11 protein-coding genes are annotated in these 16776 nt (G+C 69.8%); 4 read left to right on the forward strand and 7 right to left on the reverse strand.

The genetic code is table 11. From position 1 onward, the window contains the following. Positions 1 to 125: 125 nt before the first annotated feature. From ACIQMR_RS33490 to ACIQMR_RS33500, 3 genes are all read right to left on the reverse strand, one after another. Complete coding sequence (locus tag ACIQMR_RS33490) at positions 126 to 1121, reverse strand: helix-turn-helix domain-containing protein (protein WP_401395436.1); 996 nt, start codon at positions 1119 to 1121, stop codon at positions 126 to 128. 446 nt (positions 1122 to 1567) lie between these two features. Then, complete coding sequence (locus ACIQMR_RS33495; protein WP_401395439.1) at positions 1568 to 2137, reverse strand: hypothetical protein; 570 nt, start codon at positions 2135 to 2137, stop codon at positions 1568 to 1570. A 572-nt stretch (positions 2138 to 2709) separates the two neighbouring features. Continuing rightward, on the reverse strand, positions 2710 to 3915 hold the full coding sequence (locus tag ACIQMR_RS33500; protein ID WP_401395442.1) for an MFS transporter: 1206 nt from the start codon (positions 3913 to 3915) through the stop codon (positions 2710 to 2712). A 732-nt stretch (positions 3916 to 4647) separates the two neighbouring features. Between ACIQMR_RS33500 and ACIQMR_RS33505 the strand changes: the two genes are divergently transcribed. From ACIQMR_RS33505 to ACIQMR_RS33515, 3 genes are all read left to right on the forward strand, one after another. Further along, positions 4648 to 7299, forward strand: coding sequence for a hypothetical protein (locus ACIQMR_RS33505; RefSeq protein ID WP_401395445.1), 2652 nt, complete (start codon positions 4648 to 4650; stop codon positions 7297 to 7299). Positions 7300 to 7639: 340 nt separating this feature from the next. After that, positions 7640 to 8230 carry a hypothetical protein gene (locus tag ACIQMR_RS33510; protein WP_401395448.1) on the forward strand — a complete coding sequence of 197 codons (591 nt, stop codon included), beginning with the start codon at positions 7640 to 7642 and terminating at the stop codon, positions 8228 to 8230. Positions 8231 to 8273: 43 nt separating this feature from the next. Next, positions 8274 to 8960, forward strand: coding sequence for a transposase (locus ACIQMR_RS33515; RefSeq protein ID WP_401395451.1), 687 nt, complete (start codon positions 8274 to 8276; stop codon positions 8958 to 8960). A gap of 484 nt (positions 8961 to 9444) precedes the next feature. Here ACIQMR_RS33515 and ACIQMR_RS33520 read toward each other — a convergent pair whose 3' ends face one another. After that, entirely contained in the window at positions 9445 to 9729 is a 285-nt protein-coding gene (locus ACIQMR_RS33520) for a hypothetical protein (RefSeq protein ID WP_401395454.1), read from the reverse strand. 407 nt (positions 9730 to 10136) lie between these two features. Between ACIQMR_RS33520 and ACIQMR_RS33525 the strand changes: the two genes are divergently transcribed. Continuing rightward, positions 10137 to 11477, forward strand: coding sequence for a putative adhesin (locus ACIQMR_RS33525; RefSeq protein WP_401395457.1), 1341 nt, complete (start codon positions 10137 to 10139; stop codon positions 11475 to 11477). Between the two features lie 1012 nt (positions 11478 to 12489). On the opposite strand, the gene ACIQMR_RS33530 is transcribed toward ACIQMR_RS33525, so the two are convergent. From ACIQMR_RS33530 to ACIQMR_RS33540, 3 genes are all read right to left on the reverse strand, one after another. Then, the gene (locus ACIQMR_RS33530; protein ID WP_401395460.1) at positions 12490 to 13701 is read right to left on the reverse strand and encodes an MFS transporter; all 1212 of its coding nucleotides are present in this window, start codon (positions 13699 to 13701) and stop codon (positions 12490 to 12492) included. 41 nt (positions 13702 to 13742) lie between these two features. Further along, the gene (locus ACIQMR_RS33535; RefSeq protein WP_401395463.1) at positions 13743 to 14684 is read right to left on the reverse strand and encodes an N-acetylmuramoyl-L-alanine amidase; all 942 of its coding nucleotides are present in this window, start codon (positions 14682 to 14684) and stop codon (positions 13743 to 13745) included. A gap of 343 nt (positions 14685 to 15027) precedes the next feature. Continuing rightward, positions 15028 to 16419 (reverse strand): MFS transporter, encoded by a 1392-nt coding sequence (locus ACIQMR_RS33540; RefSeq protein ID WP_401395466.1) that lies wholly within the window; start codon positions 16417 to 16419, stop codon positions 15028 to 15030. Positions 16420 to 16776: the final 357 nt, after the last annotated feature.

A 16776-nucleotide genomic window follows, 5' to 3' on the forward strand; every position in this document is an offset into this window, starting at 1 on the left:
ACCGGCCCGGGCCTGCGATCACCCGGTCCTGGCCCCTGCCGAAGGGACGCGCACGACGTCGGCCGCCGGACCGCGCGCGTCCGTCAGCAGCGGGCCGGCCACGTGTCGGCGGTGAGCTACGGATCTCAGAGCTCACCCCGGGACTGGGCCCGATCCCTGAGCAGGTCGGCGGGACGCACCCCCAGTGCCCGCGCCACACGATCGATGCTTTGGGAACGGGGCACGTAGTCGCCCGACCGCCACGCGTAGATCGCTTGCTTGCTGCATCCCAGGCTGACAGCGAGATCGGCGATGCCGATGCCGCTGCCGGCCATGGCGGACGCCAGCTTGTCCGGGTCCAGGACCGACGCCTCACCGTCCTTCTTCCGTCGTATCTCGCGGCAGGCCTGGCACAACGGGATCCGGTCACGCATGTGAATGGCGTATCCCCGGGCGGTGCCGCAGGCCCCGGTCCACTCGGGGATCGCGTTCGGGTCGTCGATAGTGTCCTCGTCCCAGCACCAGGGGGGCGCGAAGCTGTGCTGCGCGGCGCGGGTCTTGGCTGCCTTGATCTGCCGCTCGCCCCGACCGACGTCTCGCGGGTCCACGTGCTGGTACTTGTCGTACAGCGCGGCGGCCGCCTCTGCCGTGGCGGCCAGGACGAACTGACGGCCCCGGGTACCCAGTACGAGGGCGTTGAGGTTGCTGGGGCAGACATTCAGGCGGGCCGCCTGCCAGGTGCAGTCGAAACCCAGCGCGCACAAGGCCTGAAGACGGCGACGCGTGCCGTGAGACGGCCGACGGCGCCCGTCCACCGATGCCCCATCAGGCGTTATGGTCCACAGTTTGTCGAGAGTGGAACGCAGAAGACCGGTGACGGGAACCCGCTCCCCCTGAACAACCCGGAACCCGCGGATGAGATGCATGATGGTGTCACGGTTCACACCACTCTGCCGTGCCATGGCCGACACCGGTATCCCACGGTCGAAATACAGTTGCCGTACATGGCGCTGGACCTCGTCGATGCTGTTCGTGCGCGAAGGAGCCCCCAGGCTGAGAAGGACCCTGCGACGCTTGGCGTCCTGCCGGACGCGACGGAGCTGTTCGGGCGTCAGCTCGGCTCGCCTCGTGTAGGTCGACAACGGTGGTATCTCCTTCCGTGTGCAAAGGGCGCGCACGGCTTCTCCGCCCGGTAGCCCCGTGGGTCGGCCACCATGCCGGTGAGCGGTCGGGCCGCGGTCCGCCTGAACGGGCATCGTCAGGCGACGGCTTCACGGTAATGACGCGGCAACCCCCCGTCGCATCCCCCGACCGGCCGGTGCGCGGGGGAGCGGGATTCCCCCGACAACCACGCGGCGCGCAACGAACGACGAGACACCGACCCGCACACGCCCGTCCCCGGCCCCGGGAGCCGATCAGAGCAGGGGACGAGCCGGGAACCGGCGCGTCGAGCCCCAGGACGCGCCCGGCCCCTCGCCCGCGACGGCGCCACCATCCGGCGTATACGGGGCCGTCCACCACCAGCGGAACACGAAACCCAACGCTCACCCCACACCGTCCTCGTCGAACCCGGCACGGTCCGACATCCTCAAACGGCCCGCCAGTCCTCGGCAGCCGTCATCCCCGGCGGAGAGGAGGCTTCCCGGGTAACCGAGACCTGCGCCGACGCCCAGGTATGGCATATGTGGACCAGCCAGTCCTCCGGTCGCGTGTGGGCAGCCGAAGTGTCGTGGGCCAGCTGGGAGTGGGCGCCGGCCCGTGACAGCCAGTCCAGTGCGTCGTGCCTGCCTGGCCCGAACCAGTCGTCCAAAAACGCCCACAAGTGATCGAGACTGGGGGCGTAGACCCCTTGGGCCGTCTGGTGAACGAACTCCACCAGCGCCTCTTCATCGACGTCAGACCATCCGGGCCGGCATATGTGGACCAGCCAGTCCTCCGGTCGCGTGTGGGCAGCCGGGGTGCCGTAGCCCAGCTGGGAGTGGGCGCCGGCCCGTGACAGCCAGTCCAGTGCGTCGTGCCTGCCTGGCCCGAACCAGTTGTCCAGGAACGCCTGCAGGTGACCCAGACCGGGCTCGTACGCCCCTTGGGCGGCCTGATCGACGAACGTCGCCAGCGCGCACTCGTCCGTGCCCGACCAGATACCGCCGGTGTACACCATCACTTACCTCGCACGCGAGATGCCATCATGCCCAGCACGCTAAGACGCGCATCCCTAAGCGATGCTTAGGGACAGCATGCGCGCGGCGACCAAAAGGGCACGACCGCCGTACCCCGCGACGACCGGGGTGCCCGCTCGGGCGGTCGGCGGTGAAAGGGGCTCGTCCGTTCGGTGCCCGGGGCAGGGCGGAGTCGTCCGACGCGTGGATATGGGGGCGAAGGGGGACGCACGCCTTTCCGTGCAGCCTGCGTCCGGCGAGGACCTCAACGGCCACATCACGGTGGGCCCCGCCTGCTGCCCGCCCGAGCCCGGTTCGCGACGGAAGCGGTCGAAGCGATCTCGGCGGGTCGAGCCGGCAGACGGCGACGTCCGCCCCGCCGGCCACATTGTCGCCGGCGACCTCGGCGTCGACCACACCGCGGCTGTGCCCGCCCCCACTCCCCAACAAACCGGACCCGGACCGGCCGCCACGACCGGCTATCTACACGGACCACCGCGGCTCGCCACAGCACTCCACCTCGCGAGGGCGCCCGGAATCCAACCGAGCAGCCCGTACCGGAAGCGGGCGCCCGTCAGGCCCGCTCCTCCCGTCTCCGGGCCCATCCCGGCCGGCCGCGAGCGACGAGGCACGCCAGTACCGCCACGGCAGCCGCGATGTACAACAACGCCGGATAGCCCACAGCCTGCGTGATCCCTCCACCGACCGCGCCGGCGACGGACAGACCCACGAACAGCGCGCTGTTGTTCCACGACAGCACGGCGCTCGCCCGCTCGGGAAACATGTCGACCAGATGACGCTGCTGGGCGGGGAAGAACGCATAAGCGGCCAGCGCGAACAGCCCCAGCGCGCAGGACAGCGCCCAGGTGACCGGGAACACCAGAGCCACCACGACTTCCACCACCGCCGTCAGCGCCAAGGCCGCTCTGGTGACACGCACAGCGTCGACCCGGTCCGCCAACCGGCCGCCCACCTGCCCGCCGACGACAGCGCCGACACCGTAGACGACCAGCAGCCACGGCACGACCGTGACCCTGCCGTCGGCATGCAGCGCGACAGCCAGGAAGGTGTACAGGCTGTACACGGAGAAGGCCCACAGGCCCGTCACCGCGACCGCGGACACCACCACGCCCATTCCGGGCCGCCCGGCCCGCCCCGCCGCCCCCGGCCCGGCGGCGGACACCGGGACCGGACGGGCACGCCAGACGAACGCGTGGGGGAGGGCCAGCAGCAACGTGCCCGCGGCCAGGATGACGAACGCGGCCTGCCAGCCCACATACCGCCCCAGCAGCGACCCGGCCGGCGCCCCCACCCACAAAGCGGTCAGCAAACCCGAACCCACCACGGCCAGCACCTGCGCCCGCGCCCGCGGCCGCGCCCGGGTACTGACCAGGGCGTACACAGTGGGGCCGGTCGCAGCGGCCGCGACACCAGCCACCACACGGGCCGCCAGCAGCACACCGAAACCCGGCGCCAGAGCAGTGCCGACATTGGCCACGGAGAACAGCACCAGCGCCACCACCAGGACCGTGGCGCGGTCCCAACGGTCGCAGACCCAGCCGGCGACGGGCGAAGCCACCACGTACGCGATCGAGAAGGCCGTGACCAGCAAACCGGCGCCGGCCGCGGAGACCCCGAACGACGCGGCGATATGAGGCAGCAGTGGTGCCACGACGAAGAGATCGGTGCCCACCAGGAACTGCGTCAGCCAAGCCAGCGCGACCAGCCCCGCGGACAGGCCGGGAGCCGTGTCCTTCGGGTCGCCGGAGGGAGCGTTCATGCTCCGACGCTAGAACCAGCGCCAAGGCGAGGCCATCGGAGCATTTCCACGCGCAGGACAGGTCACGGACCGCGACCTGGTCCGATGGGCCTGAGTGCGCTGAGAAGCCGGGGATGACGCCGAGGACGAGGAGGATGGGCACGATCAGGAGGGCGTGCCGTAGTCGGCGATGCTCGGCTTCACCGTCGCCAGCGAATCCGTCCCCGGCCAACTTAGCCGAACGCCCCGAACGGTCTTGGGTGTTCTGGTCCACCGCGTTCCTGCCGCGTCCTGTCCCTGCGCCTTGCAGGCGCGGTCCGGGTACGCGCCGGCGGTCTCCCTCGCTCCTGCGGTCGCCGTGCCGGGCCTGGGCGGTCCGATGCCCGCCGGCATCGCTCTGGTGCCGGCGGGGCGGTGCCGTCCGTCGACTGATCCGGTGACCGAGGGAACGTCGTCCGATCGCCACCGCCCCGGGAACTTCTGGGCATGGGGCAACGTCCCTCCGGTAGCGATTTTCCGCTCACCGACATGGTGGGCCACCGGGGTGAATCACGTTCATCGGCGGGCCGGTCGACGGGCCCGTTCCCGACAAGCCCTCCCGGGACTTCCCAAAGGGCTGGCCCAAGTCCTGAACGCACGCCCTCTCCTCTCGCGCTCGGCCCACCGGGCGAAGTGATTGCATCGGGCGATGAAAAGCGACGGGGCGAACGGAAGCGATTTGAGATCGTGATGGACTGGTCTGGTAATACCCCGGTGTTCGAACTCGTGGTGAAGGACCCGGAGGCGCTGAATGATCCAGCCGGGTTCGCGGCGCAGCTCGCGGGGGGCGACCCGATCGACGTGTGGGCGGGACTGTGGGGGCTGACACACCCCGGGGTGGGCAGGCCGTTGGCGAGTCCCGACCAGGTGGCCGAGGTGATCAGGGAGCTGGTGCCCTATCCGGAGGTGGGCCGGACCGTCTTCGAGCTGGCGGTGACACAAGCACCTGCGTTGGGGAGGCCGGCGGCTGCGGCCAGGGGGACGGCCCCGTGGTTGGGGGCTCTCGCCCAGGCCGACCCGGAGCCAGTGGTCACCGTGCTGGCCGGGATGGCCCCGGCCACAGCCGGGTGGGTGCTCGCCCAGATGGCCGCGGCCCACCCGGGCGGGGCGTTGGCGGTGCTGCCGGACTACGTCAACTGGCCCGGCGCCGACCAGGCAGTGGCCGCGGCAGTGTGCTGGGACCTCGACGCGGTAACCAAGGTGCTGGCGGCGTGGTTGACCGGGCAGACGCACGACGCGTGGGCCCGCTGGTTGGGCGGCCACCTCGCCGCAACACCCGGTGCGACGGCCGGGCGGGTGCTGGCCCGGATAGCCGCCGGACAGGGCGGACAACCGGCCGCCGCCGGGCTGCTGGTCGGGCTGTACGGGGTCGCCCCGATCACCGCGGCACAGGCCGTGAGAGCGGCGGTGACACGGGACCCCGAGGTCATGGTCCCCGTGCTCACGGCGGCGATCGCCGACGGGACCCCGGCGGCCGAAGTACTGTGCCTCCTGGACACTTTCGTGGCCACGGCGGTAGTGGCGGCCCTGCCCGCCGGGCAGGCCGTCCACGCGCTCCAGGCGCTGGAGCTCACCGAAGCCGACAAGGAGATCACCGAGCGGCAGGCCACCAGGATCCTGCTGGCCGCCATGCATACCCACCCGGTCACCGCGGCCCACGTGGCCGGCGCCCTCCTGGACCAAGGGCGTATCGACGATGTCACGGCCCTGCTCATCCCCGGCGAGGAGGTCTCCGCCGGCGACGCCGCGACCGTGTTCGCCGCCGTTACCTGGCCGGACCAGGCCACCGCCGTACGGGTGTTCACCGCGATGACCGCCCAGGACCCCGACCACGGCGATGCCCCCGACACCTTCACCACGACGACCGCCACCAGGCAGGGCGGCCCCGACCCGCTGGCCGCCTTCGGCAAGGCCCTCAACGGCGGCTACGGACACCGACTGCAGCTGCTGCGACTCCTCGACGAGGCCGGCGACGTCCACGCCGCGGCCTTGGCACTGGCCGCCATAGCTGCCCACGACCCCGCCGACGCGGAGGACATGCTCGACCTGCTCCTACGGGGGCAGCGGGCCCTTCCTGCCCTGCCACCTGCCGCCCTGCTGACCGCCGCCCTGCAGGCCCGCCCGCGAGAATTGATCGACGCGGTCCGACGTCTGGCCTCCCACGGCGAGAACGGGACCATCCAGCTGCTGGCCGAGGTCCTGACCGCCCTGCCCCTCGCGACCGCCGGGACCCTCTACGCGGGGGTGGCGGCCGCCGCCGACGCGGCCGGCGATGAGGACGACGCCGGAACACTGGACGCCCCGGGAACACTGCTGGCCGCCCTGCACCGCAGTGACGCCGCCCGCGCCACCGAGATCCTCACCCACCTGCTGGCCATCCAGGCCCCCCTCGCGGTGCGGCTGTGCGTGTGGCTGGCCGAACACGGCACCCAGGTCGCCGGCACGGTCGCAGCCATTCTGGTCGTCGGCCCACCGGCCAACACTGGTAAAGCGCTGGCAGCCCTGGCCACCCATGACCTCAACCTGTTCACCCTCGTACACGACGAGCTGACCAACCTCGCCCCCGCAGCGGTCGCCACCGCTGTCACCGCCCTGGCCGCCACCCAGACCGATACCGCCGCCCGCCTGCTCAGCGCCCTGCACCGCGCCCATCACACCGACCGAGCGGCGGCCACGCTGGCCGTCCTCGCCGCCACTCATCCCCACGCCCCCGCCCAGATCCTTGCTCACCTGACCGGCGCCGCCTTGATGGGGATCGTGGCTGCCCTGCCGCAGCAGGATCTCACCACCCTGTGCGCCGCCCTGCTCGCCACCAACGACGTCGCCGCAGTCCGCCTCCTGCTGAACACCGCGCACCGCGTCGGCGGCGCCGACCGAGCGGCGGCCACGCTGGCCGCGCTCGCCGCCACTCATCCCCACGCCCCCGCCCAGATCGTCGACTACCTGACCGACGCCGCAGTGGCGGGGATCGTGACCGCCCTGCCGCAGGGACAACTCATCACCCTGTCCATCTCCCTGATGACAGCCAACAGGCCCGCCTCAGCCGCCCGCCTGCTCAGCGCCCTGCACCGCGCCCATCACACCGACCGAGCGGCGGCCACGCTGGCCGCGCTCGCCGCCACTCATCCCCACGACCCCGCCCAGATCGTCATGTACCTGGTCGACGGTGTTCTGGCGGAACTCGTGGCCGCCCTGCCGCAGAGGGATCTCACCGCCCTGTTCAACCTCCTGGCGACCACCAAAGCCGTCGCCGCCGTCCGCCTGCTGCAAGCCCTGCCTCACACCGACCGGGCCACGGCCATGCTGGACGCCCTGGGAGCCACCGACCCCAACGCCGCCGCCGAGATCCAAGCCGCCTGGAGATGAGCGACACGCACTCCGCTCACACCCTCCTTCACAACGGGCACCACCCTTTGCGAACCGTCGGGCGCCCCATGCCCACCCCCGCTGCGCCGCAGCGAGGTGCCGGGCGGACGGGTCGCTCGCCTCACCGCCGACCCTTCCGCACTGATCGCCAGATCCCCGTACAGCCAAACGTTCCATTGCCTTGACCCAAGGGGCCCTTCGCGCAGTCGAGCAGGGCGACAAAGCCTGCCCGCTCCTCTTCCCCTCCTCCGTCGTGAGTCAGCGCCCACAGCTGACCAATTATCCCTCGAACACCATCGATCATCCAGGAGTCATGATGGCAAGTGTGCAGGTTATGGAAATGTCTGACGAATCCGATGACTTCGGGGGATTCAATCGATCCTTTCAATGGGTGTGTGAGCCGGATATGAGCGGCTACATACTCCAGGAAATATGGCGGACTGAAACCTACGGCACCGCGGATGTGGCAGTTGAGTACGAGCACAACAGCCACTACTGGGAAGCATGGGAGGTCCGGAATGGTCTCGTGCTAGACGCCAACGGTGCAAGCCTCGCTGGAGCGCCTCACGATAGCTGGTACAACGCCCCGAGTGCCGATCGAATCGGCAAGGTTGGATCCTGGGCGATGAAGGGCAATGTATTTTGGTCTGAAGATTTCAATCCGGCAGCCGAGGGGTTTTCTTTTGGAGGAGTGCCCGAGGCCGGATCCCTCTTGTCTTCCTTGAGCGGGCCAATGTGCCACCTGGTCGGTCAATTCGACCACTCCAGGGGAAGGGTGTGGGACGCCAGGCCGACGGAGGAGTTTGCGCGACGCTGGATACTCTTCCTCCGGAGCGACTTCGACGCAGATGACATAACTGACGAGCTCCAGAATTATGGATTCACCGCAGATGAAGCCAGGCGTCACGTTAAGACGTATATCACGAGCTGAGGGCTGTCCCGTAACTGCTGGCCGCGGGTGAGGTGATCTTGGTGTGGCTGGTGTGATCACGGCGTCGGAGCCGTCCTGGATAGCGCCGTTCACCGGGCTGAGCCCGCGGCAGTTCGGCAAGCTGGTCACCGCGCTGCGGCGCGAAGGGGCGGACCCGGTGCGCAAGGGCCGGCCCTGGAGCCTGCCGCTGGAGGACCGGGTCCTGCAGGTCGCCGCGTACTGGCGCACGAACCTGCCCTGCGCCAACTGGCCCCACTCTTCGGGGTGTCGAAGTCGGCCGCCGACCGCATCATCGACCACCTCGCCCTTCCCCTGCGCTCCAGCCCCGTTCCGCAAGGACACCGTGCTGATCGTCGACGGCACCCTGGTCCCCACCCGCGACCACCAGGTCGCCGAGCAGTCGAAGAACTATCGGTACTCCACCAACCACCGGGTCGTCATCGACGCCGACACCCGCCTCGTGGTCGCTGTCGGCCCGGCCGGTGCCCGGCAACCGCAACGACTGCAAGGCGTGGAAGCTGTCGGCGCGAAGGGCGCCGTGGGCAAGACCACGGTGATCGCGGACGGCGGCTACCGGGGCACCGGCCTGGTCATCCCGCACCGCCCCGAACGCGGCCAGACCGAACTCCCAGCCTGGAAAGAGGAATACAACACCTCCCACCGCAAGGTCCGCGCCCGCGTCGAGCACGTCTTCGCCCGCATGAAGAGCTGGAAGATCCTCCGCGACTGACGCCTGAAGGCAACGGCGTCCACCACGCCATGCTCGGCATCGCCCGCCTGCGCAACCTCACCCTCGCCGGGTAACAGGGAAACGAGCTGGTCAACCAGCATGCCGTAGATCATCTGCGAGGCGGCCTTAGGAAGCCGGCCGACACAGGTCAGTCGACGATGTGCTCTTGCGTCGGAGAGGCGCAGGCCGTGTCCTGCCCCACCGGTCACCGCAGCCCGCAGGTTGTCGACTGCCATGAAGTGCCGGCGCACGTGGCGGCGCCGCCTCGCTCTCGCCGGTGGACGCGATGGCACGGATGCCGGTGCTCGTCCCGAGCGTTGTCTTGAACTCCGCGTCGCTGCACTTCGTCGACCTGGGACGATGCGGTGAGGACGCCGTCCGAGAGGCATCCGCCGAAGCCTGCCGAGGTCGGCTCGGCATGGGCCGATCGTTGCCCGACCGCGACCCTGGTGGCGGGCCGTGGGAACGGGCGTGCGAGCCGGTCTCAAAGCTGCCGGTGCCCCTCGGTAAGTCGGAGGTTGTGTCCGTTGGCGGCTGCCCGCAGCCGCCGCAGCAGCGAAGCGCCGATGGTCGGCTGCCGGTCGGCCCGCAGGCCAGGCCTGGTGCAGAGCCAGGTCCGCGAGACGCCGGCCGCGCGGGCCACGATGTCGAAGATGACGACTGTGCCTGCGGCGTCGAACTCGCGTAGGGCCTGGATCGCCTTGGCCCGGGCATACTCGTGCCGGCTGTGGGCCGCGGTGACAATGTGGCGGGAGTCGTCAGCCCGCATCGGCCACCTCCGTGTCACCGGGAGGCTCGTCGGCGTCCAGAGCGATGATGGCCTGGTCGAGGTTGCCGAGCACCTGCTGGTTCATCCGTGGTCGAGCGGGACGCGTACGACCCCTCTGCGGGACATCGCGGTTGATCAACCGGGTGCCCAGGGTGTGAGCCAACAGTGCGAAGTCCCTCGGACGCGGCGGCTGTGCTCGTCGTGGACATCGACCTCGGCAAGCCACTGGTCGGGCATGCGCCGGCAACTGCTGTCGATAGCCGGCTTGGTGTCCGTCTCCGTGACCGTTCCGGCGGAGGAGAGGCACGGAAAAAGGTCTCAAATCCTTCCCGAAAGACCCTGATCTCGACCGAGGATTTCCGTGACAGTGCGGTTGAGGCATGTCGAAGCCACATCGGGAGAGCGTCTTGGAATCCTGGATCATCGGACACGGTGAAATGCCCGGTACGGAGGAGGTCTTCGTGCCGGATGGGACAACCCTTGTCTACTACGTGAAGAGCGGGTTCGCGAACAACATGCCGAACGCGCTGGCCGAGCTGTCCGCGTGCGGGGAGGTGGACGCGTGGGGGGACTTCGAGGAAAGATGCGAGTACCCTCCCGGGTCGCTGGTGCCCAATCACCGACTCGGCGAATTCTCGACCACTGAGATGAACAACGTCTACCAAGTGCTGTGGGATTCGGGGCAGGATATTCACTTCATAGGCCAGTTCGGACTGTACAACGGGATCAGGCTGTGCGCGGCGCCCCACACGTGCCGGCCACCGCTTCACGGCTGCGTCGGTCTCCTGGCGGATCCACGAGTGGCGGGAAAGAGGGTGCACCTCGTCTGCTGTCGCGGCCGTGCGAGTGACCTTCTGCGAAACACCCCACCGGTGATGAGGGATGAATACGGTTCGGGGGCGAACCAGTTCACGAACTACGCCTATGACAAAGTTGACGAGTTGCATGGCATGACCCGCCAGCCAGGTGGCTGGGAGCACGCACTCGACGAACTCCAGAGTCTGACCGTCCCGATGCAGGCCATGACACTCACGAGTTCCAAGGAGTTCGCGGAGAAGGCGCGGAATCTCGACACCGCGATGACCGAGATCAGGAGCGGGCGGCCGTGGTTCGACCCGCGGGACGTGGCCTCGATCCCCGGCGTCTGGAGGTCGATCTCCCGCATGTATCAGCCCGACTGGCCGGCCAGGGCGGCCGCCGCTTTCAAGGAGTTCCCCCGCATCACCCTCGAAGACTGTCCGGTGAACATATCCGAATGTGTCGAGGGGGTTTGGTACCCCGTCTTCACGTCTTGGTACTGGCACGACCGAGGCAGCCCGATCTCCAGGCCACTTCTACGTTTCAACGAGGCGAAGGAGGTTCGCAGCCTGGCCCGACTCGTCGTCGACGTCAACTCCGAAGACAACGCCGAGTATCCCACCTCGGACGCCTTCTGGGTGATCAGCGACTTCTTTTCCCTCGTGCGGAAGGCGAACGCCGACCTGATCATCCAAGGTGTACCTGAAATGCTCACCGCCGGTGAGAGCTCATTGGCCAAGTTCAGGGAATGGGACGAGGCGATGCGCACACACAGCGGCCATCCCGAGCCCGTGACCCCAGGAGATCCCAGGATCCGTCTCCTCCGCGAGGCGTTGAAAACCGCTGCCATCATCGCGAAAGCTGTCCAAGGATGGCGGGAACTGACACACCGCAGATTCTGCGTGTCGTTGAGCCGGCTCACCCCGGCGGACATCCTGGAGGTCAATTGACATCCTCTCTCCCCGAAGGAGGACGTTCCCGCCTATCGCGCTGAAGGCTGCGTGCCGGGGTGGATTCCCGCTGCGCTGCGCGGGCACGGGTACCGTCGGTGCACTACCTGCGCTACGACAGGCCGGTTCAGCCGCTCTGGCGACGTTGAGCGCCGCGTTGATGTCCCGGTTCAGGACCGCCCCGCACGCCGAGCCTGCGCGGCCGTCGATGGGGGTGATGCACAGCGCGGTGGAGCGGGAGGCGGTGTCGGCCGCCCGCTGCCAGGGCTCACGTGCCGCAGTGCCCGGCGTCGACGCGCCCGAGTCGAGTGTCCCGAGGAAGCCCGGCCGACGACGTGAAAGAGACCCATCGCGAACGCCGACCACGCAGGCGCGCTCAACGTGCTCAGCAGGGCCGGGCTGGTCCTCTGCGACGGTGCACAGCCACCGACGCGGGAAACCCGCCGCTTCAGCGGTGGGCGGAGTCACGGGCACGTGTTCGCCGGCTCGCCGCAGCCGTTCCAGCAGGGCTACGCGTGCGATCTCCAACCCGCACCCCAAACGGGCCGCGCCTGTGACGGACCGATCCCGATCCGGAAGCGAGGGGCGGGTGGTCGGGCATCGTCCGCTTCGATGCCCGACCACCGCCGTGGCCGCCGCGGAGCACTCGCGGTCGGCGGCGCGCCGCGACCGGTGGACTCACCGTGTCACGCCGCAAGGGGGAGGCCACCGGCTGGCGGTATCAGCTGACGGGGGGTTTAAGCCGTCCGCCGCACCGGCGCCTCCACTCGCACCGGCCCAAGGGGGTTGGTCCCGGTGCTGACTTGATCCTGGCACTTCCCTGGGGCATGCGTGCCCCCCCACCCGCAGGTCGTTTGAGGGGATGCCCGAAGTCCGGCATGTGTCCTCCTCCAGCCGGCGCGGTGACCTGCCGAAACTCCTCCGTTCGTCGGACACGAGCACGGCTGCGCCCGCAGCTGTTCGACCGGCACGGGATCCGGCGATGGGACGGGCACGGACCAGAGGGGAGGATCTATGTCCGGTGCGTAAGGCGGTGGCGGACGAGGTGGAGCAGCCCGAGTGCGATGGCTGCGGTGACGGCGGGGACGATCCACGAGCCGCCCCAGGGGCCCGCCAGCGCTGTTCCCGCTGCCGTGCCGACGCCGAAGGCGGAGACGAGCCAGCTGTAGGACTCGGTGACCATGCCGGGGCGGGCGACCGCGCCGATGGCGAGGTACGCCGCGGTCAGCAGCGGTCCGAAGAACAGGCCGGGCAGGAGGACCAACGCGAGACCGATCAGCGGTGGTGGGTCAAGGCACAGCGGCAACCAGGTGAGGGTGAATCCTGCGCCGGTGAGGATGAGTTGTGCCCCCAGGCAGGCGTGCCAGGGGCGGAGGGTGTAGATGGCGCTGCCGATGAGGGCGCCGATGGACAGGGCGGCGGGCATGGCGCCGGCGAGCCAGGAGGCGTCGTAGCGGTCGGCGGTGGCCAGGGCCGCGACGTGGAGCGCGCCGAGCGAGGCGCCGACGGCGGCGAGGGCCAGAAGCAGCAGACGCAGGGTCGGTGGCCGTAGGGCGCCGAGCAGGCCGCCGCGACTGTCCGGTCGCGGTCGCCAGGCACGCGAGGGTGCGCCGGCCGCGACGGTGAGGGCGCCGGTGAGGCCGAGTGCCGCGGTGGCGGCGAGCGCGACTGTGGGGCCGGCCCACGCGGTGATGCAGGTGGCCAGCAGCGGGCCGGCGACGTACACCAGTTCCTGGGAGCCGGAGTCCAGCGCGTACGCGGCACGCAGGTGTGAGGGCGTGGGCACGAGTTGGACCCACAGCGAGCGCAGTGCCGCCTCCAGCGGCGGCGCGGCCAGGCCGGCGAGGAGGGCCGCGGTCAGCGCCAGGTGTGGTTCGCCGGTCCCGACAACCGCGATGGACGCGAGGGCGAGCGCGGATATGACCGCGCCGACGACGAGGGGGACGGTCTGGCCGGCGCGGTCGACGAACCGGCCCAGCAGGGGTTGTCCGGCGGCGACCGCGAGGCCGAACGCCGCGGCGAGCGCTGCGCCGTAGGCGAGGCTTCCGTCCTCGGCTTCCACGGCCAGGAGCAGGGCGACCGGTGCCATGCCGAGCGGGAGGCGGCCGACGAGGGTACCGGAGAGGGATCGGCCGCAATAGGGCAGGCGCAGCACGGTGAGCCAGCCGACGGCCTTCGGTGGGGCAGGAGGGACCGGTGTGGGGGAGGGGCTGAGCAGGGGCACGGGCGCTCCGTCGTACAGGCCGAGGACATCCGCGCAGCGGACTACCCGGGGGGCGTCCGGCTGGCGTTGTGTGTCGGCTGGGTGTGGTCGGTGAAGTCCGACGCGTGCTGCCGGATGAGGGGAAGCTGGTCGCAGAGCCTGTCGCCGGCGCATTCGGTGTGCACGCCGTCACGGTGGCTGGAGATGCGGGAGAACGCGTATGAGTCGCCCGCTTCGAAGGGTTGCTTGAAGTAGTTCGTCTGGGTCGCTGAGGCGGGTAGCGTCGCGGTACCCGCCGGGTCCGCTGCGGCCGATGTCTCCTGCGAGGCCGGCACGGCAACGTGGTTTCCCAGTACGGCCACGCCGCTGGACTCACGGTTGAAACCAAGGGTGTGGGCGCCCATTACCGGTTTGTCGATGCCGCCCTTGCGGCCCTCGAAGACGGTTCCGCACTTGTCGACGAGGAAGTTGCAGCCGAGGTCCTTCCAACCGTTGACCCGTACATGGAACTCGTGGATGGCGCGGCTGATCGCCGGGGACTCGGCGCAGCCGTAGTCGTTCGTGCCGGCTGTGTGGTGGACGAACACCGCCTTCACGTCAGCGTTGCCCTCGGGGACGGTCGAGGGATCACCCAGCTCGGCGCCGGGAGGAAGCGGCTTCTCATCCGCTCCCCAGCCCGCGCGGGAGACGATCGGCGGCCGCGCGTCGCCGGTTTCCCGGGCTTCCTCGCCGCTGTCCGCTCCCAGGGCGATCAGGTCCAGCCGTGCGCCCCGGGGCAGGGACCAGGAGCCGGTTCGGGCGTCCCGGGCCCGTGCCTCGACCGTGCCCAGCAAACTCGACCGCTGACCCACGACACTCGCGTCGCTCTGGAGCACAATCCGCTGAGCCGACGCGGGACGCTTCCGCTCTCCCTCCTCGGCCGCCAGCGCGGCGCCCACCCCGGTCACGCTTGTCATTCCGATGGCGCCGACGGCGACCAAAACCCAGAACTGACGTATCCCCATGCTCTTGCTCTTCACTTCCGTCGTCAGGTACGCGCCCTTCTCGCCGGCCCAGGCCGACAGCGCCCTCGGACGATGGCGGTCCCCGCTCGCCCGGCCGGCGAGCTCCCCAGCCTGAGTCCGGCGGAACTACCTGGACGCTAGACGGGCCTTTCCGCACCCCTAACCCTTCGACCCGCCGTCGTGGTCCGAGAGCCCGGACATCACGGCCGGTCCTCCTACGAGTCACGGCTCCCGCCGGCCGCGCGACCGGCGGGTCCCAGGACCGGACGCGTGCCGAGACCGGCCAGGCTCCGGTGATCGCCGCGCCTCGGGGCCAGGCGGCCGGGCCGTCGATGACGAGCGCTCAGTCGTCGGCGGCGGAACTCCGGAACGGCAGGAACGAAGCGGCGGCGCACAGCGCAAGGAACGCCACACAGCACAGGATCACGCCCGCCGGGGACAGAGCTGAGCCGGGACCCATCAGCGAGGGCAGGCTCTCGTACGAGGCCGCCGCGAGAGAGAGGACGACGGCCGTGATCGTCATCTTGACAGCCAACGAGAAGCTCGCCGCCGCCCCCAGGTTCTCGTGCGGCACATACGTTTGGACGAGCGCGGTCGACAGCCCCACCGCCAGTCCCATGCACAGACCGGACACGGCCAGGAGTACCAGGTACACCGGTACGGCGCGCGCGAACGCGAGCCCCGCCATCGCCATCGACAAGGCGGCCAGGGACCACGCCATGAGCGCCGTCCCCCGCTTCCTGGACGCGAGCCGGCCCGCCACACCCGCTCCGACCGCGTCAGGCACGGACAGGGCCAGCAGCGCGAGTCCAGCCGCGAGTGACGACGCCTCCCGGCCATGCACGTACACCGCGGCGAAGAGGGAGACGACTCCGAACGCGGCCGTTCCCGTCGCCCCGGTCAGCGACACACGGATGAGGCGGCCATCGCGCAGTACCTCGGGACCGAACAGGGGACGCTCACCGCGCCGCTCCACCGCGTAGAAGGCGAACAACAACACTGCACTGGCCAGCACCCCCGCGGCCGTGCCGTACCAGCCCCAGGCCTCCGCGCGGTCGGTGCTCACCAGCAACCCCACGACCCCCGTGACACTCAACGCCACGCCCCACCACGGGAACCGGCTTCGTACCGGGGGCCGCGCGGAGACGGGTACGTACACGACGATCAGACAGGCGGCCACGGCGCACACCGGGATGTTGGCGTAGAAGACCGCCCGCCAGCCCGCCGCCTGGGCCAGCACCCCTCCCACGAACGGACCCATGGCCACACCCGCCCCGGCGAGCCCCAATACGGTGCCCATCACAGGGCCGCGTCTGTCGTCCGGGAAGCGAGCCGCGGTCAGGGCGATGGCGGCCGGAACGACGAGACCACCCCCCACACCCTGGGAGATCCGACCGGCCACGAGCCACCCGGGGTTCTGAGCCGTGCTGCAGGCCACCGAGGCGACGGTGAAGACGAGCAGTCCGCACAGGACCGTCTCCCGGCGTCCCAGGGTGTCGGCGGCCCAACCCGCGACGGTGACCGAGGCCCCGTACGCCACCAAGAACCCCGAGAGAACCCAGTGCAGGTCCGTCACCGAAGTGGCGAATTCCCGCGCAACCAGCGGCAGTGTGACGTTGACGGCGAACCAGTCCAACTGCACCACCAGAACGGCGACACCCGCTCCGTAAACGGCCGCCCGTTCACGTGCGGTGAACCCCGGACGCTTCTCTCCGCCCCTCTTGATCCAGCTCACCGCATCACCTGGGCAGCCTCACGTCCGCGTGTCCGCTTCATCGGGCGACGCCCGAACCGCTCTTCAGATTGTGCGTCACCGCTTCCGCGAGATGGCGGACCGAAACGAACCGTCACCACATCCCCCACCGGGTACTCCCCTGCTGCCGGGAGGCAAGTTTCGCCAGGGCGAGGTGTTCGGCCCGGCTGTCGAGGACGTCGACTTCATCAGCGGTGTCGTTCGTGCACTTCGGGCGCGTTGCGTCGCTGCGTAGACCGGCCGAGGGGCGCGGGCTGCCCGCTCTGAGCTGCTACCGATCATCAATAGCTGCCGGCACCGTGCGTCGTCACTGGCCACGACGACGCAGAGCACGCTCTG

It is taken from the genome of Streptomyces sp. NPDC091376 (assembly GCF_044757085.1).
In the GTDB taxonomy this organism is placed as follows: Bacteria; Actinomycetota; Actinomycetes; order Streptomycetales; family Streptomycetaceae; genus Streptomyces; species Streptomyces pratisoli.

Coding starts and splice junctions, on each gene's coding strand:
- ACIQMR_RS33495 (WP_401395439.1), bottom strand. CDS start 2,137: ATGGTGTACACCGGCGGTATCTGGTCGGGCACGGACGAGTGCGCGCTG.
- ACIQMR_RS33500 (WP_401395442.1), bottom strand. CDS start 3,915: ATGAACGCTCCCTCCGGCGACCCGAAGGACACGGCTCCCGGCCTGTCC.
- ACIQMR_RS33510 (WP_401395448.1), top strand. CDS start 7,640: ATGTCTGACGAATCCGATGACTTCGGGGGATTCAATCGATCCTTTCAA.
- ACIQMR_RS33520 (WP_401395454.1), bottom strand. CDS start 9,729: ATGCGGGCTGACGACTCCCGCCACATTGTCACCGCGGCCCACAGCCGG.
- ACIQMR_RS33535 (WP_401395463.1), bottom strand. CDS start 14,684: ATGGGGATACGTCAGTTCTGGGTTTTGGTCGCCGTCGGCGCCATCGGA.